Annotated in this window: 25 protein-coding genes; 10 read left to right on the top strand and 15 right to left on the bottom strand. The window is 43.5% G+C overall.

Annotation, left to right across the window (positions count from 1 at the left end; all coding sequences use genetic code 11):
* The first annotated feature begins 59 nt into the window (after positions 1-59).
* Positions 60-1,463: an APC family permease gene (locus J4N22_RS18900; protein ID WP_207497143.1), complete on the top strand. Its 1,404-nt coding sequence runs from the start codon at positions 60-62 to the stop codon at positions 1,461-1,463.
* Between the two features lie 533 nt (positions 1,464-1,996).
* On the opposite strand, the gene J4N22_RS18895 is transcribed toward J4N22_RS18900, so the two are convergent.
* Entirely contained in the window at positions 1,997-3,049 is a 1,053-nt protein-coding gene (locus tag J4N22_RS18895) for a DUF3089 domain-containing protein (protein WP_207497142.1), read from the bottom strand.
* A 94-nt stretch (positions 3,050-3,143) separates the two neighbouring features.
* A complete protein-coding gene (locus J4N22_RS18890) occupies positions 3,144-3,338 on the bottom strand; it encodes a hypothetical protein (RefSeq protein WP_207497141.1) in 195 nt (64 codons plus the stop codon).
* Between the two features lie 268 nt (positions 3,339-3,606).
* Here J4N22_RS18890 and J4N22_RS18885 point away from each other — a divergent pair, with 268 nt between their 5' ends.
* Entirely contained in the window at positions 3,607-4,092 is a 486-nt protein-coding gene (locus J4N22_RS18885; RefSeq protein ID WP_207497140.1) for an asparaginase domain-containing protein, read from the top strand.
* Positions 4,093-4,160: 68 nt separating this feature from the next.
* Here J4N22_RS18885 and J4N22_RS18880 read toward each other — a convergent pair whose 3' ends face one another.
* Positions 4,161-5,339 carry a vWA domain-containing protein gene (locus J4N22_RS18880; protein ID WP_207497139.1) on the bottom strand — a complete coding sequence of 393 codons (1,179 nt, stop codon included), beginning with the start codon at positions 5,337-5,339 and terminating at the stop codon, positions 4,161-4,163.
* A 234-nt stretch (positions 5,340-5,573) separates the two neighbouring features.
* Between J4N22_RS18880 and J4N22_RS18875 the strand changes: the two genes are divergently transcribed.
* Positions 5,574-6,332, top strand: a complete 759-nt coding sequence (locus J4N22_RS18875; protein ID WP_207497138.1) for an SDR family NAD(P)-dependent oxidoreductase — start codon at positions 5,574-5,576, stop codon at positions 6,330-6,332.
* A 188-nt stretch (positions 6,333-6,520) separates the two neighbouring features.
* Here the strand turns inward: J4N22_RS18875 and J4N22_RS18870 are convergent, their stop codons facing one another.
* The 3 genes from J4N22_RS18870 to J4N22_RS18860 all read right to left on the bottom strand — a co-directional run bounded on the left by J4N22_RS18870 (position 6,521) and on the right by J4N22_RS18860 (position 10,163).
* A complete protein-coding gene (locus tag J4N22_RS18870) occupies positions 6,521-7,069 on the bottom strand; it encodes a CAP family protein (protein WP_207497137.1) in 549 nt (182 codons plus the stop codon).
* Between the two features lie 145 nt (positions 7,070-7,214).
* Entirely contained in the window at positions 7,215-9,569 is a 2,355-nt protein-coding gene (locus J4N22_RS18865) for a M1 family metallopeptidase (protein WP_207497136.1), read from the bottom strand.
* A 15-nt stretch (positions 9,570-9,584) separates the two neighbouring features.
* Complete coding sequence (locus tag J4N22_RS18860; protein WP_207497135.1) at positions 9,585-10,163, bottom strand: HupE/UreJ family protein; 579 nt, start codon at positions 10,161-10,163, stop codon at positions 9,585-9,587.
* 69 nt (positions 10,164-10,232) lie between these two features.
* Between J4N22_RS18860 and J4N22_RS18855 the strand changes: the two genes are divergently transcribed.
* From J4N22_RS18855 to J4N22_RS18845, 3 genes are all read left to right on the top strand, one after another.
* Entirely contained in the window at positions 10,233-10,754 is a 522-nt protein-coding gene (locus J4N22_RS18855; protein ID WP_207497134.1) for a DUF6702 family protein, read from the top strand.
* Positions 10,755-10,810: 56 nt separating this feature from the next.
* Complete coding sequence (locus J4N22_RS18850; protein ID WP_207497133.1) at positions 10,811-11,629, top strand: M90 family metallopeptidase; 819 nt, start codon at positions 10,811-10,813, stop codon at positions 11,627-11,629.
* A gap of 72 nt (positions 11,630-11,701) precedes the next feature.
* Positions 11,702-12,793, top strand: coding sequence for a spore photoproduct lyase family protein (locus J4N22_RS18845; protein ID WP_207497132.1), 1,092 nt, complete (start codon positions 11,702-11,704; stop codon positions 12,791-12,793).
* A gap of 17 nt (positions 12,794-12,810) precedes the next feature.
* Here J4N22_RS18845 and J4N22_RS18840 read toward each other — a convergent pair whose 3' ends face one another.
* Positions 12,811-13,263 carry a c-type cytochrome gene (locus J4N22_RS18840; RefSeq protein ID WP_207497131.1) on the bottom strand — a complete coding sequence of 151 codons (453 nt, stop codon included), beginning with the start codon at positions 13,261-13,263 and terminating at the stop codon, positions 12,811-12,813.
* A gap of 184 nt (positions 13,264-13,447) precedes the next feature.
* On the opposite strand from J4N22_RS18840, the gene J4N22_RS18835 reads away from it, so the two are divergent.
* Positions 13,448-13,900 (top strand): hypothetical protein, encoded by a 453-nt coding sequence (locus J4N22_RS18835; protein ID WP_207497130.1) that lies wholly within the window; start codon positions 13,448-13,450, stop codon positions 13,898-13,900.
* Positions 13,901-13,995: 95 nt separating this feature from the next.
* Here the strand turns inward: J4N22_RS18835 and J4N22_RS18830 are convergent, their stop codons facing one another.
* The 5 genes from J4N22_RS18830 to J4N22_RS18810 all read right to left on the bottom strand — a co-directional run bounded on the left by J4N22_RS18830 (position 13,996) and on the right by J4N22_RS18810 (position 17,507).
* Positions 13,996-14,499 (bottom strand): ankyrin repeat domain-containing protein, encoded by a 504-nt coding sequence (locus J4N22_RS18830; protein WP_207497129.1) that lies wholly within the window; start codon positions 14,497-14,499, stop codon positions 13,996-13,998.
* Positions 14,500-14,634: 135 nt separating this feature from the next.
* Complete coding sequence (locus tag J4N22_RS18825; RefSeq protein ID WP_207497128.1) at positions 14,635-15,528, bottom strand: aldo/keto reductase; 894 nt, start codon at positions 15,526-15,528, stop codon at positions 14,635-14,637.
* A gap of 3 nt (positions 15,529-15,531) precedes the next feature.
* On the bottom strand, positions 15,532-15,933 hold the full coding sequence (locus tag J4N22_RS18820) for a hypothetical protein (RefSeq protein WP_207497127.1): 402 nt from the start codon (positions 15,931-15,933) through the stop codon (positions 15,532-15,534).
* Between the two features lie 42 nt (positions 15,934-15,975).
* On the bottom strand, positions 15,976-16,521 hold the full coding sequence (locus tag J4N22_RS18815) for a hypothetical protein (RefSeq protein WP_207497126.1): 546 nt from the start codon (positions 16,519-16,521) through the stop codon (positions 15,976-15,978).
* A gap of 104 nt (positions 16,522-16,625) precedes the next feature.
* On the bottom strand, positions 16,626-17,507 hold the full coding sequence (locus tag J4N22_RS18810) for an alpha/beta hydrolase (protein WP_207497125.1): 882 nt from the start codon (positions 17,505-17,507) through the stop codon (positions 16,626-16,628).
* Between the two features lie 168 nt (positions 17,508-17,675).
* On the opposite strand from J4N22_RS18810, the gene J4N22_RS18805 reads away from it, so the two are divergent.
* Positions 17,676-20,075, top strand: a complete 2,400-nt coding sequence (locus J4N22_RS18805) for a zinc-dependent metalloprotease (protein ID WP_207497124.1) — start codon at positions 17,676-17,678, stop codon at positions 20,073-20,075.
* Between the two features lie 83 nt (positions 20,076-20,158).
* Here J4N22_RS18805 and J4N22_RS18800 read toward each other — a convergent pair whose 3' ends face one another.
* On the bottom strand, positions 20,159-20,332 hold the full coding sequence (locus J4N22_RS18800) for a hypothetical protein (RefSeq protein WP_207497123.1): 174 nt from the start codon (positions 20,330-20,332) through the stop codon (positions 20,159-20,161).
* Between the two features lie 77 nt (positions 20,333-20,409).
* On the opposite strand from J4N22_RS18800, the gene J4N22_RS18795 reads away from it, so the two are divergent.
* Positions 20,410-20,886 carry a GNAT family N-acetyltransferase gene (locus J4N22_RS18795; protein WP_207497122.1) on the top strand — a complete coding sequence of 159 codons (477 nt, stop codon included), beginning with the start codon at positions 20,410-20,412 and terminating at the stop codon, positions 20,884-20,886.
* 61 nt (positions 20,887-20,947) lie between these two features.
* Here J4N22_RS18795 and J4N22_RS18790 read toward each other — a convergent pair whose 3' ends face one another.
* Together J4N22_RS18790 and J4N22_RS18785 are read right to left on the bottom strand one after the other, a co-directional pair.
* On the bottom strand, positions 20,948-21,397 hold the full coding sequence (locus J4N22_RS18790) for a hypothetical protein (RefSeq protein WP_207497121.1): 450 nt from the start codon (positions 21,395-21,397) through the stop codon (positions 20,948-20,950).
* Positions 21,398-21,427: 30 nt separating this feature from the next.
* Complete coding sequence (locus J4N22_RS18785) at positions 21,428-22,171, bottom strand: PPK2 family polyphosphate kinase (protein ID WP_207497120.1); 744 nt, start codon at positions 22,169-22,171, stop codon at positions 21,428-21,430.
* 173 nt (positions 22,172-22,344) lie between these two features.
* Between J4N22_RS18785 and J4N22_RS18780 the strand changes: the two genes are divergently transcribed.
* The gene (locus tag J4N22_RS18780; protein WP_207497119.1) at positions 22,345-23,631 is read left to right on the top strand and encodes a DUF4861 domain-containing protein; all 1,287 of its coding nucleotides are present in this window, start codon (positions 22,345-22,347) and stop codon (positions 23,629-23,631) included.
* The last annotated feature ends 57 nt before the right edge of the window (positions 23,632-23,688 follow it).

Below are 23,688 nucleotides of genomic sequence, written 5' to 3'. Positions count from 1 at the left end.
GAGAAAAGATGTTGTGGTTAATAATGTTTTCTTAATTAGCTTGTCAGCCAAACAGCAATATGAGTGCATCCAATCTTAGCAGGTCGCTTGGCTTACAACTCGTGGTGGTAGTGGTGATAGGCAACATCATTGGCTCAGGCGTGTATAAAAAAGTAGCACCCATGGCTGCAGAGCTTCAGTCGTCGGGGTGGGTACTTGTCTGCTGGATCATTGCCGGCATTATCAGTTTGTTTGGTGCCTTGTGTAATGCAGAGGTGGCAGGGCTTTTAGCTGATACAGGTGGCGAGTTTGCCTATTATAAAAAAATTTACAACCGGTTTTTCGCCTTCCTGTTTGGCTGGTCACTTTTCACGGTTATACAAACGGCAGCCATCTCATCGCTGGCTTATGTTTTTGCTGAATCGCTGCAGAGCATTATCCAGTTACCGCCTGTTTTAGCTTCTATGTCTGAAGTTTCTATCGGTGAGGTATTTTTTCCTTTCGCGTACTTCGAGGTTAAACTCATAGCCATAACACTCATCATCCTTCTCACCTGGATAAATACTCATGGTGTAAAAACAGGAGCAGGTGTAAGTACAGCAATACTACTGCTGGTATTTGCAGGCATATTTACCATTATCATCTTTGGTCTTAGTAGTGGCCGCTCCGACCTTAGCAGGATCTCACTACAAACACTTGATGGATCTACCGTTTCTACCAGCAGCGTTTTCACAGCCATGCTTGCGGCATTTTGGGCATACCAGGGTTGGGCTGCTATTGGATATATAGGTGGAGAGATAAAAGATGCGAAACGTAACATTCCGCGAGGCATTACAATAGGTGTGCTGGTTGTAATAAGCATTTACTTGTTGGTAAATGCTACTTACCTGTCGCTGCTGCCTGTGGATGCATTGCAAGGCGTGTATACCAGTGGTAACCAGATTGCGGCCATAGAAGCTGTAAGGAGTTTCTGGGGACAAGGCGGTGGCTTATTCATTTCCATACTTATTCTTATCACTACGTTGGGCTGTACCAATGCTACTATTCTTGCAAGCAGCCGTCCCTATTTTGCCATGGCGCGTGAAGGCCTATTTTTTAAAAGCGTAGAAAAACTGAATGAGAAAAAAGCACCAGCTAACTCGCTGCTTTACCAATGTATATGGGCATGTGTATTGGTGCTGTCAGGCACTTTCGATCAACTGACCGATATGATCATTTTTGCAGTATTTATATATTATGGCGCTACCACGTTAGGTGTATTTATTCTGCGGAAAAAAATGCCGGATGCTCCACGGCCTTATAAAGTTTGGGGTTATCCAATCGTACCGGCGATTGTAGTGTTGTTCTGTATAGGACTTGTGTTCAATACATTTTTCAGCAGGCCACGTGAAGCTGCAATGGGATTGATATTAATGTCTACAGGAATACCGATGTATTATTTTTTCAGAAAGAAATATGTGCAGGACTCAGGTGGAGATAATTAGGAAAAAAAAATCATAAATGAAAAAACTACTGGAGTTGTTGTTGATCGTACAGACCAACAACAACTGCAATATCTACAAATACAACTTCTACTAACACCCTTTGCTGCTATCCAGTAGTATTCAAAAGAACATATAAACTTCCGGCCCCAATAAATAAAACCAGAAGTATAACGAGGTATTTACTTAATGCATTATTCTGCTCCAATATCTGTTCTATTAGCCCCTCCAGCCAATTCGTATCCTTTTTCATAATATTAGATTTATGAGGAAAGTAGATACAATAGTATGCCAGCTGCATTTTCCTGGAACCCGCGCCAATACTGGGTTTCACATAAAGAAGATTTTACCTGAAATTCAATTCATAAGGTTTACCAGGACAATTTTGAAGAATGCATATTGCTAAGTTCATGTGAAATTAATTCAACATGTCATGCACCAATTGTTGCTAAAAAAGAAGAATAAGCTGAAATAAATACTCTGATGATGCAGTGATTTTTTCTAATCATCATCAGCAGCAGTAGGAACAACACGATTTATTTTTTCTGCATATTCTTTTTTAAATAAGCATCAACTCTTGTTTTTACATTTTCCCGCACATTCATGTAAAAGAGGTTGTAATCAGCCACATGATAATTTGTATTGCTACCTATGCCTTCAGCACTGCCACTAACTTCCACTCCAAGTATTTTCAGCTTTGGATCGATACCTGCACTTATAGTAACAGGAGCAAGTGAGTTAAATCTTTTATCAACCATTCCCTTATGTAAGGATGCGGGTGCCCACGCATCTAAGGTGGTCCAGGTAAGTGGATTTACTACCATCCCATTACCATTTTCTGTTTGTACTAAAAAATCACTGGTTCCTTTTTTATAAGCTCTCCAGCCTACTATACAACCTGTTGCATCAGCAGATTGACCAAGAGGAATTGTTTTAAGATCAGTAGGTTTTATTTGCCACCCAACTACGTATGCACATACCAATTGCTTTTGTAGAGGCTTGCCATCAAAGAATTCTTTCAGCAACCTGATAGCGTGCAAACTCCCCTGGCTATGAGCTGCTATTAATATAGGTCGGCCATTGTTGTGATGCTGTAAATAATATAGAAATGCCTGCTTCAGGTCTTCATAAGCTACATCGAATGCAGTAGCAGCAGCAGGGTTATTGAAAGTAAAAAATGTACGCAGGTGAACCTGGCGGTAACGAGGTGCAAATACGCGGCAGCTGCCATTGAAAATAGTCGCCTGGTTTAAGATCGTCCTGTTGTCAGTGTGTAGATTAAGCCACTCATCGTTTACATCAGCATTCCATTTCCCTTCTTCCATACGTTGTGTATAGGTTGTAGGATGGAGAAAGAATACATCTGCAAGCGTATCGCGTTTCTCGTTCTTTAAAAATGAAGGAATACTATCACCAGTATCGCGCTTGCGTGGATGCGAAGCCCAATATTTTAAATTAGAATAATCAGGAGCGCCAGCATCAGCAGTAGCCTGCTGTTTATTTTGCTGGCTTTGCGCTAAGGCAGGTTGAGCAGGTGAAGCAGCTGAAAACAAGCAAGTAATAATAAACAGGCCGGCGAACTTTTTCATAGTCAACTAAAATAAAGCCTTTGCCTGTCCACCTGTGTTAAAAGAAAAGAAATAGTAATCTCTTCTTCAACTGGAGCTGTAAGATTAACGCTTCTTACGGAAGTGTATCTGTGCGTGGTACATTACGAGCTAATGTATCCATTGTTCCTGCAGGAAGTTGATTATTGAATTTTGCTGATCCTAAAGTTCCGCTTGTGGCGGTGTGTGCATTAGGTCGCGAGGTTACATCTATTGGCCTTCCGCAGGCAGCAAGGCAAATGATGAAGAGTATGTAGATTAATGTTTTCATGGCTGTCTTTCGTTTACCAGAGATAAAAGTGTGCCACTCCAAAAAACTACATCGGCTGCAAGCCACGCAAGTGCTAAGACATCATATTACATCTTTGAATCCCAAATCATATACGTTCCTATTTCTTTAAAAGAGGCCATGCAAATCCTAAAGCAATTAAAACTCAATCTTAACCACCCGCGTCATCTGCGTTCTAAACCAACGTCCAAACCAGCTGCTTTTGCATCAACCACCATTCTGCCTCATCTTTGCATTTCAAATCCTGATTATGAGCATACGGATCATCATTACTGGCGGCACGTTCGACAAAGAGTATAACGAGTTGAATGGCCAGCTGTTTTTCAAGGACACGCACTTGCCGGAGATGCTGAAGTTGGGAAGATGTGTGGTAGATGTACAGGTGCAGTCGCTGATGATGATAGACAGCCTGGAGATGACGGATGAGCACCGGCAGGCTATTGCAGATGCCTGTATTGCTTCTGCTGAAGATAAGATCATCATTACCCACGGAACGGATACTATGACTAATACAGCTAGCTTTCTCCAGGAGGTTGTGCAGGGAAAAACGATTGTACTTACCGGCGCAATGATCCCTTACAAGTTTGGTAGCTCCGATGGATTATTCAATCTTGGTGGCGCTATGGCCTTTGTGCAGGCGCTGGCCAATGGCGTTTATGTAGCCATGAATGGCAGGTACTTTAAAGCAGGTACGGTAAGAAAGAATAAGGCTACCGGTTTATTTGAAGCTTTATAGATATCTCTGCACTAGATAAATAAAAAGAGGCGGTATTAGCTCCGCCTCTTTTGTTTGCATTCATTTCTTTACTCAATGATCATGTTATACCTGCGCACTTGTTGCTTTATCACACGCTCCACTTCTGTTTCCAGTGTTGCTTCTGCCTTAGTTGCATTCTTCTTACGTTCTGCGGCTATGTAGGCTTCACGTTGTGCACTTAACGCAGCAATCTGGTTTTGAAGTTTACCGCGCTCTATGCCTTTCTGCTGAATCAGCTGCTTTACCTCTTCCTTTGTTTTATTCTTGTATTCAGCAGGTAAACTCTTCATGTCAACTTTTTCTATTATTGCCGGATCTTTAGCTGTTGCATCTACCAGGTCCCATTCCTCGTTCTTGTAAAGATTTGCTTTTCCTTTTACTGAAACACGGGCGGCCATTGTGTTTGCACTTACAGATTTATTTGCCTTGTCCATCATTACCTGTTTGGCAGCTTTAGACTCACCCATAGTACCATATCCAATATAAGTTACGTTCAACTTGTCGTTCAGCACAAAGAGCATACTGTCGTAGGGAGTGCGAATGTCTTCCAGCTTTGCATTCTGGTTGATGTTGGTATAGCTGCCATTGCCACACTCGCTGCCAAGGTTCCAATGCTCACGCATGCCTTGTGCACGGTCGCCACAGTAGATCGTATTTACAGTTACACCCTTACGTTTTGCCTCTGCACAGGCTGTTGACCAAGTAACTGATCCCTGGTTGAAGTCTTCGTTTCCGGCAATGAAGATCACTTTGTACGTGTTTGCTGCGGTGTCCCAATTAAGCTGCTGCAGCGAGATGTAGATAACATGGCTGCAGTATTCATCGCCGCCATTGGTGGTTAATTTAAAAAGTTCTTCCGATAGTTGGTCAAGGTCTTTAGTAAAAGGGCTGACCTTTTTGATGTAGCCATCGCGCTGGTTGTTGCTACTGCGGCCATATTCATACAGCGCTATCTCTATGGCCGGTGTTTCACCTTCGCAAGTAGCCTTACCTACTGTATTTACCATATTCCATAGTTGCGACTTTGCCTGGTCGATCAGGCCGTCCATACTGTTGCTTACATCCAGCAGGATGGCCACTTGTATTTTGGATGATGATGCTGGTTTCTTTGCCTGGATTATCTCCTGTTTTGATGAAGTAACCTCAGTGGTGTCGGCAGAATTTTTTGTGAGTTGGTATGTGCCAAATGTGCACATGGCAGCGAGGGTGGTGAGCAGCAGTTTCATAAATAGAAGTTTTGCTTTGGATGATTCAGGCAGAAGTTTTACATAAAGGCAATGAGCAGCAGCGGCTGGTTTAGCAAGGCTTTAACAAGTAAATGATTTGAACAAGGTGGCGCTTTCTTTATCCATTTGGTTTAGGTAGAAATCTTGTTTTGAATAGGATATGTTTTAGCTAAAGAAGAACTAGATATAGTTAGCTGTGCAGCAAGCAATGAATTAATTTAGAAGGCTATGATAATGGATTTTACAAACAAGAATGTGCTGGTTACAGGTGGCTCAAGAGGTATAGGCAGAGCGTGTGCTAAGCTGTTTTCAGATCTTGGTGCTAAGGTCATCATCACCTACAAAAGCAATGAAAAGGAGGCAGCGCAAACGCTGGCAATGTTGCGCCCGGGAAAGCACAACATGTACCAGCTGGATATAGCTGATGCCGCTGCCATACAAGCTGTTTATAAACAGGTGATGGATCAATACCACAGGCTGGATGTACTGGTAAACAATGCGGGTGTTTTTTTAGAACATAAAATAGCAGAAGTGAGCTACGAGGTGTGGCAGAAGGTGTGGGCTGAAACCATATCGACAAACCTGGTGGGAGTGAGTAATCTCTGTTTTATAGTTGCACAACAGATGATACAACAGCAGTACGGTAAGATCATCAATATCTCTTCGCGTGGTGCATTTCGTGGGGAGCCGGATCATCCGGCCTATGGAGCCAGCAAAGCAGGATTAAATGCTTTGACACAATCACTAGCTGTAGCACTTGGTAAGTATAATATTGTGGTTGGAGCTGTAGCGCCGGGTTTTGTAGAAACAGATATGGCCGCAGCTTACCTGGAAAGTGAGGCTGGTGAAAAGGTACGGCAGCAGAGCCCCATGAACCGGGTAGCCACCGCGGAAGAAGTAGCCCGGGTAGTAGCCATGATGGCTAGCGATGGAGTAGAATTTATGACAGGCGGAATAGTGGATGTGAATGGGGCATCTTATTTACGCAGCTGATCAATCATGGTGGTCATCAATATTTTTTCTGCTGAACTTTATTGAAAGCATATTCAAAAACATCTAAAGCAGCTTCTGAGGATCTGCTGCAATAAGTAGCTCATGAAGGAAGATTTGTAGGTGAGGTGGTGCTACACAGGCTACTACATAATACAGCGAAGAAATGATTACGTCAATAGCTGCAGCAACTAATACGGGTATTGGGATATCACGTTTCCTGCAGGATAATAATTGGCAACTACTATCAATCCTCCGCCAGCGCAGTAGGCTACACCCACACCTATTTCCCTGCTGCCTTTCCAGATCATTTGTGTGTAGTGGCCGGTGGTATTCCAGTTGTTGTTGGCCAGCTGGTCGTACACGTAGCTACCTTTTTCGCTGTACCAGGCATTTGATGCATCCGAAGGCTGGTACGACCTGGTGGAGCTTCCCCAGAACAGGTTCTCACCATATTTCTTCCCATCTTCACCAGCTCTTTGCCTGTGAATAAGATCGCAGCCCTTGGTTGCCGCAAGATAGTTTGCCCATTCCTGTGCATAGGAAGACATGGATGTGCTCCACTCAAGCGGCTGCACGCCTACTTCCTTTCTTGCCTGGTTGTGATGTTCTAAAATCTTTGACGCCTCTGCTGCAGAAAGTGCACTCCCGGTATAGCGGTTGGATGATTGCGCACCAGCATTTACCCAGGCAAGGGCAACTGCTGCAAGAAGTAAAAGATGTTTACCGAAGGCCGTCATAAGAATGGATGCCTGCAATGGCAGGCTAGACCATAACGGCGCGTATAGCGGCTTATTTTATCCTACGGCTGGTTTTAAACATTTTTTAAAAACAAAAAAGCTCCTGCCGCTGGGGCAGGAGCTTTATAAACTTGAAGCGTTACAGCTACTTAATCTCGCTCTGCATTGGATTGCGGCCAGATGATTGTCCACGACCTTCCTGCTTTTGTTTAAACACCTGGAAACGACTTGGAGGCGTTGTGATAGCTCCCCAAATATTGTTGGTGTGGTCAATATCAGCAGTTTCGCGTAGTGGATCTATCTGTATAGCAGAAACTTCTTTGTCCTTCATGAAAGATTTTACCACCTGCTTTTCATTGTGTCTCCACACTTGTGCAGGGATACGTTCTACTTCTTTTGTTCCGTCTTTATAGGTCCATTCTATAATGATCGGCATTACAAGACCGCCTTTGTTCGAGAAGGTCAGCTCGTAGAAGTATTTGTTGCGGAACTGCTGCTTGCTTTCTTCGTCCAGTGCTTCCAGCGCACCACCAACTGTAACAGGGAACCTGCTGGTATCCACCTTCTTTAGGCCGCGGCTGTAGTACCAGTAAAAGTCGCGAAGAGTAGTATCAACATCAGTCTGGAAGCGGATGCTCTTGTCTTCGCGGTTGCGGATTTTTGAAATATCGTCAAAACCAGGAATCATTGGGCGTGCAACAGTAGCCGTTGTATCGCGTGTACGTGGTGTGGCATTCAATTCCGGTATCATGAAGCGTACAGTATCAAGAGAGATATCTGTTACATCTGTACTATAGAACCATCCACGCCAAAACCAGTCAAGATCTTCGCCACTGGCATCTTCCATGGTGCGGAAGAAATCTGCAGGCGTAGGGTGCTTGAATGCCCAACGGCGGCAATACTGCTGGAAGGCATAGTCAAACAACTCGCGGCCCATGATCGTTTCGCGCAAAATATTTAAACCTGTAGCAGGCTTTGAATAAGCGTTTGGTCCAAATTGTATGATGTTCTCAGAATTGGTCATGATAGGCTCCAGCTGGTCCTTTGGAAGTCTCATATAATCTACAATGGTCCAGGCTGGCCCACGACGGCTAGGAAACTTGTTATCAAACATTTCCTCGGTCAGGTATTCTACAAATGTATTCAGTCCTTCATCCATCCACGACCACTGGCGCTCATCGCTGTTAATGATCATAGGGAAGAAGTTGTGACCTACTTCGTGGATAACAACGCCAATCATACCATTCTTCACCTGCTCAGTATAAGTGCCATCTTTTTCTGTTCTGCCATAGTTAAAGCAGATCATTGGGTACTCCATACCATTGCTCGCCTCTACACTCTGTGCCACAGGGTAAGGGTAAGGAATGCTGAAGTGAGAATAAGTTTTAATAGTATGTGCTACTACTTTGGTAGAATAAGGACGATACAGGCCATAGGCTTCTTTGCCATAAAAGCTCATGCACATCACTTTCTTTCCTTCAATATTGATAGGCATAGCATCCCACACATACTTGCGTGAAGAGGTCCATGCAAAGTCACGTACATCTTTAGCCGTGAAGATCCATGTTTTGGTACCAGTAGATTTCTTCTGCTCACGCTGCTTTGCTTCGTCCAGCGTTACAATCTCAATTGGCTCTTTGGTTGTTTGTGCACGTTGCCAACGCGCCAGCTGCTGTGGCGTAAGTACCTGCTGGTAGTTTTGACATTCACCTGTAGAACCAACAACGTGGTCAGCAGGAACGGTCATTTGTACTTTGTAATTTCCGAAGGTTAAGGCAAACTCGCCGCGGCCGGTAAACTGGTGGTTCTGCCATCCCTGGAAGTCGCTGTACACGCACATACGTGGAAACCACTGCGCAATAGTGAACAGGTAATCTTTGGTATCGGCAAAATATTCATATCCACCGCGTCCACCCTGTACCATACGGTCAGGAATGTTATAGTTCCAGTCGATGGAGAAAACCAGCTTTTGACCAGGCTTCAGTGGAGCAGGCAGGTCTACACGCATCATGGTCTTGTTTACCACGTACGGGATAGGCTTACCCTGTGCATCGCGAATGCGGGTGATGTTTACACCAAAACCATTGTCTTTTTTAGTATCCGCCATACCTTCCAATGTGCGGGTAGTTGCTACTGACCGCATTGAATTGCTGGTCTGGTAGTTCGCATTTTTTGTAGAGCTATGCTCATTCTCATCCAGCTGCAACCATAGGTAAGAAAGCGGATCAGGAGAATTGTTGTAGTAGGTAAGTGTTTCACTTCCTATAAGTCGCAGGTTCTTTTCATCAAGCGTTGCTTTGATGTCGTAGTCGCAGCGCTGTTGCCAGTATTTATTACCCGGGGCCCCGCTGGCTGTGCGGTATTCATTAGGCGTAGATAAGATGGTACCCAACTGTTCAAACTTGTTCCCGTGGTTGGAGCCGGGGTTGTTTTGAATGTTTTGTGCACCAGCTGATAAAATGATGAACCCTGAAAGAAAACTCAAGAATGTTCTTCTCATCTGTAGTGTGTATGTTTAAAATGATAACCTTTCCAAAACTAATTTTAAAGAAACAACAAGGACTATGGAAGATATGAAAATGATCCATGTTCTCTGTTGTACTTTGGTATAACTAAGGATAAGATGGGTAAGCAAGAGTAGCAAAACGACTACAATCACCTGCCCAACCTCCAGCCCAAGGTTGAAAGCAAGCAACGATGTGCCCAAAGCTTGCCCTTTTGCCAACATGAACTTTAGTGTATTTGCAAAACCAAGTCCATGTATCAACCCAAAAAATAGTGCAAATAAATAATTTACCTGTACCGTCTTAACTGAAGGCTTTCGCTTGATGATATTGAATAACGCTGTAATAGAAATCGTAAGTGGTATCAAGAACTCCACCAGTTCCGTTGGCAGAGCAATGATATCAAGCGTACTAAGGGCAAGCGTGATGGAATGACCAATGGTGAAAGCAGTAACTAAAATCAGCACTTTCTTCCAGTCCTTCAGAGTATACAATACAGTAAGTGCTATCACAAAAAGTTGGTGATCTAAAGCATCCAAGCTAATGATGTGTTCCCATCCGAGGGAAAAGTAAAACCCGAAATCACTCATTTGTTAAATATCTCCTGTTTAAACTTCGGTTGAAAATAAACCAGAGTTTTGTATTGAAAACTTTTTTTGATGTCCTTCTTGTTAAATAAGTATTTGGTGGCTTGCGTGGTGGGTGTGTTTCTTCTTTGTACTACGGCAAACAGCACCGTATATCATCCTTTTTACGTAAGCGTAACAGAGATGAACTACAATGCCCAAAGCCGTTCCATGGAAATTAGCTGTAAGATGTTTGTAGATGATATGGAAGAGGTATTGAAGCACAATTATAAAACCGCTGTTGACCTGGGCAATGCAAAATTGCAGGAACAGAATAACCGGGTGATACAAGATTATATTCAACGAAGACTAAGCCTTCAAATAGAAGGTAAGCCTGTACAACTGAAGTTTGTTGGTTTTGAAAAGGATAAGGAATCGGTGTATTGTTATTTTGAAGTAACTGACCTGGCACCGTCAAAAAAGATTGCGGTAAGTAATTCCATTCTTTATGATCTTACTAAAGAGCAGATAAACATAATCCATGTAATGATGAATGGCAAGCGCCAGAGCACCAAACTGGATAACCCAAAAAAGGATGCAAGCTTTAGCTTTTGATGTATGCTTAATCTGAGGCATTATTCCGCTTCTGATTTTTCTTCTACTTTCACCCGATGATAGAACGGGTAGCCATTATAGTTTCATCGGTAGGCGCTTTAGCTATTCTATATATCATCATTCGCTATAGAAGGAGGCCACTAAAGCCTTTTCCTCCCTTGCAGGAAAGTGACAGGATGCTGCTATGTCAGTACGTTTCTTTTTACCGAAAATTGAGTGCAGAACTGCAACAGGAGTTTGAGCAGCGGATGGTGCATTTTCTTTCTAATGTCAAGATCACAGGAGTGAATACTGAGGTGGAGCGTATAGACCAGCTATTTATTGCGGCCAGTGCCATCATTCCCATATTCAATTTTCATAACTGGGAGTACATGAACCTGAACGAAGTGCTGCTGTACCCGGGTAGTTTCGATCATGAATTTAACCAGGAAGGAGAAGAAAGAACACGAGCCGGTGTGGTGGGTGATGGACCATATCAAAACATGATGATCCTTTCGAAGCCTGACCTGCGCTATGGCTTTATGAATTCTGAAAGCAAAACCAATACAGGCATCCATGAATTTGTTCATTTAATTGATAAAACAGACGGAGCAGTAGACGGTGTGCCCCGTTCTTTGGTAGACCAGCAGTATGTTTTGCCGTGGCTCAGCCTGATGCAGTATAAGATACAGCAGATACACGATGAGCAGTCAGATATTGATCCTTATGGTGCCACCAACCAGGCAGAATTTTTTGCTGTTGCTTCTGAATATTTTTTCGAGCAGCCGGAACTGTTACAGCAAAATCATCCTGAATTATACCGTTTGCTGACAAAGATCTTCAGGCATAAAGAAGATGATGAAACCAGCAAAAATCAGCAGGTAGAACAGGCATAAGCATTAACTATTTATTATCTATGACAGCCTGTCAAACTGCAACTTCAGGAGCATGAATTGTGTTGTATAGGCATGCAAACAGAAGTAGAATTTCCTCCAATCAATACAGCAGAAACAACAGTAAAGCATCCTAAACTTTGGATGCCAAAACGAGTGGTATTTGTACCGGAAGCGCTTGAGCAACCCTTTGGTCAGCAGGTGTACGAGCGGGTACAGCGGCTTGGATTGCCAATAGAAATAATGAAGAACAACAGGGTTACCGGTTTACGCGGCGAAACTGAACGCGAAACGTATAAGCTGGCTAAGAATACACTTGCCATAGTTAATGCGCCGCCTTCCGCATTCAAGCTAAGGCCCATTCCGCCATCAGCAGATTTCCAGTTTCACCTGGCGGAAGGATGTCCTGCACATTGCCAATATTGTTACCTGGCCGGCAGCTTGCAAGGCCCACCGGCGGTACGTGTATTTGCCAACCTGCCGCTTATTCTTAAAAATAATGAGCGGTATATGCAGGCAAATAAGATCACTTCTTTTGAAGCCAGCTGTTATACTGATCCGCTGAGTATTGAGCATCTTACCGGTAGCCTGGAAGAGACCATTCGTTTCTTTGGACAGAAGCCGGAGGCGCATCTTAGGTTTGTTACAAAGTTTGATGCGGTAGATCCTTTACTTGACATAGAACACAATGGCCACACCCGCTGGCGTATAAGTCTAAATGCAGAACCTGTGTCGCGCAGGTTGGAAGGAGGCACTTCGCCACTTGAAGCAAGACTGGCTGCACTGCGCAAACTGGCGCTGCCAAAAGAAGCAGGCGGCGGCGCTTATCCTATAGGTGTAGTACTTGCTCCTATCATGGCTATCGAAAACTGGCAGGAAGAGTATATTAAGCTGCTGGACAGGCTGGAGCAAAAGCTAGATTTCCCTACCGATCTTACTTTCGAGTTGATCACCCATCGTTTTACGCCCGGCTCTAAAGAGGTGCTGTTGGGATGGTATCCAAACACAAGTCTTGACCTTGATGAAGCACAACGGGCAGTAAAGCGCAACAAGTTTGGCGGCAGCAAATATGTATATCCAGCTGATGTAATGCTACAGATGAAGCGGTTTTTTTACCAGGAGATAGGCAGGCGGTTTCCTGCAGCAAAGATCTTGTACTGGACATAGTTTCTTCTAATACATCATCATCTGCTGGACTCGATGATGTAGGCTGCTAAACTGTCAATCTCTGCTTTGGCGAGTTTGAATGGTATATGCTCTCCGCCATTGAATTTCTCTGCTAGTGCGCGTATATAGAAATCTTGTTTGTATGCTTTCTGGGGATTACGAAGAAACAGCCGGAAAAAATCCATTGACATTCTATCATCAAAGTTCTCTAAGGCAGGTCCTGTAAGGTCTTTGTGTATGGCATGACAACTGGCACAATTGGAGCTGAATAACGCCCTACCTGCATCGTTTCTACTTATTGGATAATCTGGTGAAACGGTAGCGCAATATGTCTGTTTCACTTCTGGCTGTCCGTCATCCTGGTAAATGAACCCAGCAAGTATTGCGGCTATTGCTAGCAGAGACATAACTATGTGAATCTTCACCCTGACGATCTTTAGCTGTAGTTTATGCAGGTCCGGGTTGTTCATGCAGTGGGACAGGTATTGCTAATTCTGGTTGTTATAAGTTTTGCAGGTTTACAATTTACACCACAATTTTTTGCTTTTCCAATTTTTGGCCATTGCATTTCTGTTGTTTCCATTGTACATTGATGGAAGAGTGATACTACGGTAGTTTTTAAAACTACCGTAGTGAAAAACTAAAACAACAGCTATGTACCGAATAGTAATTCTCCTCCTAGTAAGCATGCAAACATTCACAACCAACGCCGCAACTACCACCAGTGTGGCTTTAGATGTAACACCAACAACCATATCTTCCAATGATCAGCATAGATCACTCGTTCAGCGGTTATTCGATCTTTTTAAAAAGAAGAACAATTCGCAGGATGTGGAGAGGGCTAATAGAAAAGCAGGCACCTCTGTGGTGTTGGGCGTATTTGCCTTAGTCTCGTTGGGAGTAATGTTTTTACTTCCTTTGGCAGGTTTTGCCTCTTTGCCTTTAGGTATACTTGCTATCACCACTGGCACATCAGCAATACGGGAGGGTGCCACAGATGTACGCAATGCAAGAATGGGTCGCACATTAGGCACTATATCGCTTATACTTTGTGGTGTGGCTATTGTGTTGCTTCTGGCTGTTATTGCGGCTTATGGCAATAGTTAAATTACAACCTGCTTTGGAAAGTATAGGCAGTTTGAATGTTGCTAATGTCAAGACCAGTTGATTTCTTCCTTTGATAGAAACAGGTATAGATGTTCTTATTGATTATCATGATCGGCTTCCTGGTACCGTTGCAACAGTTTTATCATGTCTTCATTTTCTTGTATGATGGCATGATCAAAAGCACTCTTACCACGACTATCTGGAATGGTCATATCGGCTCCTTTTTGCAACAGCAATTCGGCTATTTCTAAATGACCAAAAGTGGCGGCGAATGTAAGTGCTGTAGCTCCCTGGTAATTCCTTTGGTTTACCTCTGCACCTACATCCAGTAATTTTTTAGCGATATCTATATATCCTCTAAAGCACACACCCATCAATGCCGTGTTGCCGGCCTGGTCTTGCATTTCGGCTCTTGCGCCTTTACTTAATAAAAAGTCAACCACTGCAGGTTGGTTATTATACACTGCAATGATAAGAGGAGTGAAACCTTTGAAATCCTCTACATGTATGATATCAGGATTGCGTTCATATATCTTCTCCACCAGCTCTACATCGCCACGGCGGCATGCATCAAAAATGTCAGTTTGGTCGGCCATCATAGTTATACGGTTCAGTTACTGCTGCAAAAATAGGGTTGATAAAATACCAGCACATTAAGATTGTTATGCGGTAAACATTTGAACATCACCAGCTGGTAAATTAGGGTGGATCTCATCAATGTTTTGCATTCTCTTCTACCGGTGGTCCTTGTAAAATTTTGCAGGAATGGCTTGTTGTAATGTTTGTACTTCTTCTGCTGAAAGTGAAAACGCTGATGCGGCAAGTGCATCCTGCAATTGTTTTTGTGTTCTTATACCAACAACAGCAGCTGTAACTGCTGCATGATGAAGTACATACTGAATGGCTGTATGCGCAGCAGACCGACTACCTGGTGAACTCTGTTGCACAGCCTGTTGTGCTGCTAACACTTCTTCTATTGAATGATCCAGGTAAGCTTTGGCAGGCTTATCAACCAATAAACCACCGGCCACACTTCCCCGCGCCAATACGCCTATGTTGTTGTTCTGTAATAGCGGCAGGCATGTTTCAAGCGGGCGCTGGTCCAGCAGGCTAAACTGCATCATCACGCTACTGATGTTTGAGCGCCTCACATATTCTCTTATCACATTCGGACGAATAGATGATATGCCGTAGTACCTGATCTTCCCCTGCTGCTTCAGTATTTCAAAAGCTTCTATTGTTTCATCAATGGGATCATCAATGGTACCACCATGCAGTTGGTAAAGGTCAATATAATCTGTTTGCAACCTGCGCAGGCTTTCATCTATTGCTTGTAAGATGTATGACTTGCGCGGGTTCCAGTCCCAGCCACTGTCATCGGGGCGCCATTGGTTTCCAACTTTAGTAGCAACAACCACTTTCTCCCGTTGACCTTTGATTGCTTTTCCTATAATCTCTTCATTCAGTCCTTTATCGTACAGGTCAGCGGTATCAAAATAGTTAATGCCATTACTGATGGCTTCATCCACCAGGTATTGCACATTGTGCTGCGTTGGTTGCAGCGACATACAGCCAAATCCAGTACGGCTGATCTTTAATCCTGATTTTCCAAGTTGCTTGTATTCCATACATCACAATGTTATATCCAATTCAGTGCCTACTAAAGCGTGATAAAGATTTTGCAGCTGGTGCAGGTGGTGGATGTTGTTGCTAATAACAAGATCATTGACTGTAGCACGTGCATAAGCCTGGTTGTTGCTGTTGATATAGGCATAGATCTCGTTCTTATTATTGCCCAGCACAGGAAGCGTAAGCACATACTCTCTCACCTCAGGGTATTGATAATATTTCTTGTTTTCAATGAACCCGCACTTCTGCAGAATATCAGGTTTAAACGTTATTGGAAACATATCTTTCGCCTGCCCTTTTGCCAGCAGCTCAAAATGTTGAAGCGTACATTTCACCGGCAGTATCCTTACACTTGCTTTGTGTAAAATATAGTTGCCAATACGTAATTCATTTGCATCTATCATGCGGCAAAAATAGGGTGTATGCGCAGGTGATAACGGTGAAGGTTACTGTTGCTGTGCCTCTTCTTTTATGTGCTGGTAATGCTGTTCGGTAAACTGCACTTTTTGCTTGAAGTATACCATGGTAGCAGATATTGAAATCTCTACATTATCGAGCACGAGCAGCAGGTGTTGAAACTCGGGGCTCTTTACCATATGTTGCTCAACATTGCCATATGCTGCCTGCAGTTCTTTTTGAATATTGTCAATGTCATCATCAGCAAATTTTCTTACACATTTAGTGGCACCCTTGTCCATGCTTTTTATGGTAACAATGAAATCTTCAGCATTGCTTATCAACGGGTACATTGGCTTAGTGTCCAGTATATAACTTTCTTTAAGTGTCACATTACCTGCAGGTATGTGCAATTCTTTTTCCACCAGGAAACAGTAGAATTTCATTTCGCTGCCAGATGGCTCCTGGTCCCATGATACAAAACGGAAATTGTTTTCGTCAGAAGCAATGATGTAGTGCAACTCCCTGTTAAGAAACTCAGGCCTGAGCGAGTGCAGGTTAACATTCATTTCCAGTTGTTGCTGATTTATATCCATAGCCATTTTTTGTAAGAAACAATATGCAAAAATATAGCCGCAGGCAGCGCGGCTGGTAGCCATATGCTTTGCTGGAAATGTTGGTAAAAAGGAGATTATTGTTTTCACGCCTCAGCAAGCACCTTCAGTATCTCTTCTATATAATTTACATAAAGCGACAAGTGAGCTTCTCCCTGCCGGTAATGCATGGTATTATTAGGTACCTGCTGCTCTACTGAAGTTGCATGCACTTTGGTAACTACATTATCATCTGTTCCCCACCAGTAGTGAACTGGTGGTTGAATTTTACCAAGCGAATAACCAGTGTCTCCATAGTACAGCCGTGCTTCATGTACGAGGCCTTTACTGTTTACCCTGCACGCTTCATTCAGTGTAACCTTGCTTAGCTGCCGGAATGCACGGAGGTCTTTCATCAGGTTAAGGTCAACAGGCTTGAGCTGCGAAAGCCAATGCGGTAATGGACGATCAGGCGTCTTCTTTCCAACATAGTTCATAATGAACTGCATTATGCGGGGAGTAAATCTTGCCGCACCAAAGTAATATTTGTTACCGCCCATATTAGCAAATACCCCAGGATCAGCAAAGCTGCGTGTGAAGCCACAAATGATATGTGCACTTAATACGCGATTAGGATAATGATAGGATGTAGATAATGTGAACGAGCCTCCACCTGACCAGCAGAGGATCTTGAATGTATCGATGTTTAGATGATCTAATAAAGCAACTGCATCTGCAGCGCACGATGCAAAAGAACCGTTAGGATCATAAGTAGAAAGACCCATACCTGGCCTGTCGATAGCAATAAGCCGGAGGTTGTAGCGGTTCGTCAAAACATCTATATCCTTGTTATATCCAAGTAACAACATCGGTTCTAACCTCGAACTAGGCGTGCCGTGAAAATACAACACCGGCTGTCCGTTCACAGGTCCATACACAGCATAACCTAGCTGACGTTTATCCGGCAAAATGAAGATGTTCTCCTGCATGCCTAACCTATTCAAGGAACAGGCCAAGGCTGAACATGGAATTTACTTTTAATGATCTTGGTGCTTCTTCATGTCCTTTGAGCAATCCTGGTTTAAATAGGTTTTAGGCTTCCTACAAATAAGGTTTTGTGTTTGAAACTTTTTTACATTGTACCAAAACAACTGCTCATGTACAGCTTACTCATTGCACTGCTTCTTTTTCCTATCATTTCATTTGCTCAAAAGTTGCCTTCTATCCAGGATAAAACAAAAGATATGACCCGGCATGAAGGCTTCCTGAATTTTTATTGGGAGGAAGCAACAGGTAAGGTTTGGTTAGAGGTCAACAAAGTTGATAGCCAGGTGCTGTATGTAACTTCTCTGCCTGCAGGATTGGGTTCTAACGACGTAGGCGCAGACCGCGGAAGGCTTGATGATGAAAAGATTGTACAGTTTAAAAGAGTGGGCCGTAAACTGCTGATGGTGCAGCCAAATTTTCGCTACCGTGCCCTTAGCAAAAACCCTGCTGAACAGCGTGCCGTAGAGCAGTCGTTTGCGCAGTCAACCATTTGGGGATTTACCATAGAAGCTGAAACAGCTGGTAGCGTGCTGGTAGATGCTACAGACTTCCTATTGCGCGATGCACTGAAGATCGGAAATACACTGCGCAGAATGCGCCAGGGAAACTATTCGTTTGACAAGACACGCTCTTCTATGTACCTGCCGCAGAGTAAAAATTTTCCACTCAATACCGAGCTTGAAGCCAGCATCACCTTAGTGAACAATGATGGAGAAACAGGAAATTTTGTGAATGCTGTTACGCCATCTCCGGATGCAATCACGCTTCGCATGCATCATTCTTTTGTACAACTACCCGATAATAATTATACACCACGTGCTTTTGATCCACGCAGTAGTTTCATTGCTACTTCTTACTACGACTACAGTACACCCGTAAGTGAGCCGATAGAAAAATATTTCATCGTACGTCACCGGCTGCAAAAGAAAGATCCAGCGGCTGCAAGAAGTGAAGCGGTAAAGCCAATCATTTATTACCTGGATAATGGCACACCTGAACCTATAAGAACAGCCTTGTTGAATGGAGCAAAATGGTGGAACCAGGCATTTGAAGCAGCCGGCTTTATCAATGCTTTCCAGGTGCAGGTGCTGCCGGAAGATGCCGATCCTATGGACATTCGTTACAACATGATCAACTGGGTTCACCGTTCTACCCGCGGCTGGTCGTATGGCGCGTCGGTGGTAGATCCACGTACAGGAGAGATCATAAAAGGTAATGTTACACTTGGCTCACTGCGTGTGCGGCAGGATTACCTGATCGCGCAGGGGCTGCTTGCACCTTTTGAAAATGGAGTACCTGCTGATGATAAAATGCTACGTATGGCATTAGACAGGCTTGAGCAACTGTCAGCACATGAAATAGGGCATACGCTGGGGCTGCAGCATAATTATGCAGCCAGTGTTACAGATCGTGCAAGTGTGATGGATTATCCCGCACCGTATGTAAAGCTTACCAGCAGTGGACAGATTGATTTGTCAGAGGCATATGCAAAAGGAATAGGTGACTGGGATAAAATAGCTATCAACTATGGCTATCGCGATTTTCCTGCCGGCACCAATGAAGCTGCTATGCTCAATAAAATCTTACAGGATGCTTCGGCCAAAGGTTACCAGTTTATAGCTGATCGCGATGCACGTGCAGCTGCAGGTATACATCCTACAGCCCACCTTTGGGATAATGCAGCCAGCCCTGTAGATGAACTAAAAAATGTGCTGAAAGTGCGGGCAAAGGCACTAAATAATTTTGGCGTGAATAACATCCGCAGCGGCACGCCTATGGCTTTTTTAGAAGATGTACTGGTACCTATTTACCTGTACCACCGCTACCAGTTGGAGGCCGTTACCAAACTGGTAGGAGGATTGAATTACACGTATGCTCTGCGTGGCGATAATCAACTGGTGACGAAGCCTGTTTCCAAAGCAGAGCAATTAAATGCATTGAATGCTGTAACTGACGCACTTGATCCTAAAGTGCTATTGGTGCCGCAGCGTATCATTGATCTTATTCCACCGCGTCCGGCAGGATATAGTTTTAGCAATGAGTTGTTTCGCAAACGTACAGGCCTCGCCTTTGATGCATTGGCACCTGCAGAAACTGCTGCTGATCTGCCTCTTTCATTTCTACTGGTAACGGAGCGGGTAAACAGGTTGTCACAAGCGCAATCTGAACTGTCTGCCGCTGAAGTGATACAGCACCTGGTAAATAAAACATGGAAGGCACCACGTCGTTCAGGAATGGAAGAGCTGGTGCAGCAACAAACCGAGCAGGTTCTGCTTACTTACCTGCTTGCCTTATCGCAAGATGAGAAAGCTTCTTTTGCTACACAGTCTGTAATCAACCAGGCACTGGCTGAGCTTAATTCATTTATTGAGGCCAAGAAAAAAACAGCAACAGGAAATTATAAGGGACACCTGGCACTTGCACAACAGCGGATGAAGTCTCCTGAAAAAGCGAAGACTACACAACATGTAGTTATTCCTCCCGGTGCACCTATAGGATGTGAAGATTAACAGCAAGCAGGTGATACCATAGCACGATTATCTTCTGCGTGCTATGGTATTACCCATTCTGCATTATTTAAATAAAACAACTTCTATTCTCCTTTCCGCAGGTCTTCCCATTGTTTCTTTACTTCCGGTGCGGCTTCGTCACCATTACCTTTTTCACCATCAGCTGCTGCATTTTCTTCCGCTTCCCTAAAGTTGATATGCTTGGTGGTATTTGATTCTTGAGGCGAAGAAAGATTCGGATCTTGTTTCTCTTCCATAAAACATGTTTACCTACATGCTTCTAATGTTGTGCCAGCTGGCATTGTGGCTTTAGCTTGTGCTATAACTTTGGCTAATGCTGGAGATAAAAAGAATAGAGGATAAAACAGAACTTGTACTTGTACAAACATTGTTCAACGAATATGCAGCTGAGCTAAATGAGAACCTTAGCTTTCAAACATTTGATAGTGAGTTAGCTGAACCACTGAAGAAGTACGGCCCGCCGCATGGCAGTTTGTTTATAGCATTCTTGAATGGTGACGCTGCAGGTTGTATTGCCCTGCAACAACTGGATGAACAAGTTTGTGAAATGAAGCGAATGTATGTGCGCCCTTCATTCAGGAAGCATGGCATAGGAGAGGCGCTGGTACAAGTAATACTACAAGATGCTACCGCAAAACATTATCATCGTATGGTGCTGGATACACTGCAAAGGCTGGTAGCAGCGATTCGCCTGTACAGGAAGTTCGGCTTTACAGAAACAACAGCATATTATGATAATCCATTGCCAGGCGTGGTTTACATGCACAAGGATTTAGAGCAGCCAGTTTGATACAATAAGAGGAAGTCCATGAGAAGCGAGGGGAATAGAGGAAATTAAAACAGGAGGAAGGTTAAGCAATCTCTTCAATCAAATACTTCACTCCATTCATTTCCACCATGTCATTCACTTTTTTTCCAAGTAGTTTGGCTCCTAAAGGTGATTGTGGAGATAAAGCAATGACCATATTATCTCCAGCTTTCACTTTACCCAATGCGATAGATAAAAAAAAGTATCCCTTGTTGGTTTTAACAAGACTGCCCTGTACCACTTGAATGGGTTGAACATGTAAGTTTATTCTTTCCAGTACAAGTTTTTGGTTTAATACTTCCTGCAATTGCCTGCTGGTATTTTCCTGTTCTATCTGCAGCATTGCCAGTGCGGTTTCATGTTTATCGCCTGCTGTACTTTTTGTTTCATTGGCGGCGCTTTCACGCAGGTCGTGCAGGGTCTTCTCCAGCACATTCATTTTTATTTCTACCTGTTCACAACACTGCTGGGATACCTGTTCTTTCAACGTCATAATCTATTTCTAAAAGCGGTTGAGATGGAGCTACATCTTCTTTAGTTCCGGGTACTTCATATTGAGTGAAGACAACAATTCAAACAGTGCTTTTGCAATCACGTATTCCTTGTACCTGTTCTCATCTGCAGGCACTACAGTCCAGGGAACTACATTACAATGTTCAAAACAATCAGCATAAGCTTTCATGTAATTATCCCACTGCTTCGACTCTTTGAAATCCGCTTCATCATATTTCCAATGCTTTCGAGGATCATCTATTCTTTCCTGTAACCGCTTATGTTGTTCCTGCTGCGATACGTGCAGGTAAAACTTCAGGATGTGTGTGCCATTATCCAACAGCAGCTGTTCAAAATCATTGATAGCATCTATCCTTTTCTTAGCAGTAGTGTCATCTATCATTTGGTGAACACGCGTAATGAGGATGTCCTCGTAGTGAGATCGGTTGAACACATGGATCATTCCTTTAGCTGGCGTGTGCTTATGTATACGCCACAAAAAATCATGCGAAAGCTCTTCGCGTGTAGGAGCTTTAAACGACTGCACCTTCAACCCTTGTGGATTAAGCGTTCCAAAAACATTTTTTATAGCTCCATCTTTTCCACTGGCATCTAATCCTTGTATGATGATAAGCACAGCATGTTTGCCTTCTGCATACAGTAAATTTTGCAGTTCATCCAGTTCCTCCACCAGCTTACGAAGCTCTGCTTTCGTTTCACTTTTTACATAACCCTTAGGTGGTTGTGTAGGTATGGCTGTAAGATCAATCTTCATGTAAGTGAAGGTAATTAAAACCTGAAGGAAGTGTTGGTGTGGATTTGCCATCTATGCGTGGAGACATCTTGTTGTTGTTTTGATGATTCAATTTCTTATGAAATAAGCAACAGCCACACCTGCATGATGTAAGTTTTTATCTTGCATGGCATAATAATTCTAACCTTCTTCCTATGACATGTAAAACAATTTTAGCTATAACTGTAGTTGCTTTAATTGCAGGATGCAGCAGTACAAGAAGAGCAGAAAGAAATTATATAGTTACACTTAAGAATACATCTTCATCAGAAAGAGCAGACGAGTTGGTTGTTCTTTCGCGTGCAGCTATAGAAGAGAAAACCGGCAAGTTGCAGGAAGGCAGGTATGTAACAGTTACAGATAGAGAAGGAAAGCCTGTAGCAGTGCAGCAGGATGACCTGGATAAAGATGGCATGTGGGATGAAGTGGCATTTCTATATAAGGTGGAGCCGGGCGAGAAGACATCGGTAAGAATTTCTTCCACCACACCTCCGCCTGCAGGTGGAGTGGCAAGGGCACATGTACGCATGCGCAAAAAAGTCAATGGCAATTCTTTTGGTCCTCAGCTGGACTCTGTTACGGTGCCAGGAAATACTGCACCTACTGATTTCACCAAGCAAAAATTACCGCCGTATTTAACAGAAGGACCAGCATGGGAAAATGATAAAGTTGCTTTCAGGGTGTATATGGACACGCGAAACATCAAAGACATTTTTGGTAAGCGGACCCCTGCTATGTTGATGGATACCGTTGGAACGGATCCGTCTAACAGCTATCACAAATACGCTGATTGGGGGATGGATATATTGGCCGTAGGTAAATCTCTTGGAGCAGGATCATTGGCATTGAAAATACCGCTTGCTAATAAGGATACACTAGTACGGATAGGTGGCGCTAATGTGGGAACCATAACATATGAAAAAGTAGCTGATGGACCTGTGCGTGCGATCCTGAGAATGCACTATAGAAATTGGCGTGTATTGCCAGGCATTGCTCCTGTAGATGTAACTGAAGAAATAAGCATATGGGGAGGAAAATATTACTATGAAAGTAAAGTAACAGTAACCAATGCACCTGCTGGAACGCAGTTGGTAGCCGGCATAGTAAACCTGAAAAACCTGCAGCTAAAGCAGGTGGATGTAGGCTTGGTAAAAGTGCTTTACACCTATGGCGTGCAGAGTGATAACAACGATCAACTGGGGCTTGCTATCATGGTTCCTCGCAACCAGTTTTTAAATGCTGCTGCTACACCCAATGCAGGAAGTGATATTCTTAATACATATACGGTTTTGATGCCTCTCACTTCAACTCCTGCTACTTTCAGGTTTGTAGCTGGTTGGGAAATGAGCAGCCTGTTGTTCACCAATGAAGAAAATTTTCTGAGGTACCTGCAGCATGAAGCAGAGAATTATGCCAATGGTGTAGAAGTAAGAATAAGGTAGAAGCAATTGGTGATTGCTGATTTAGAGATGTAGGGATTGTGTGCTTGTCAATCAACA

Source organism: Aridibaculum aurantiacum, assembly GCF_017355875.1.
Lineage (GTDB): Bacteria > Bacteroidota > Bacteroidia > Chitinophagales > Chitinophagaceae > Segetibacter > Segetibacter aurantiacus.
Note: the sequence above shows the minus strand (reverse complement) of the source record. Positions and strands in the feature narration are given on the sequence as shown.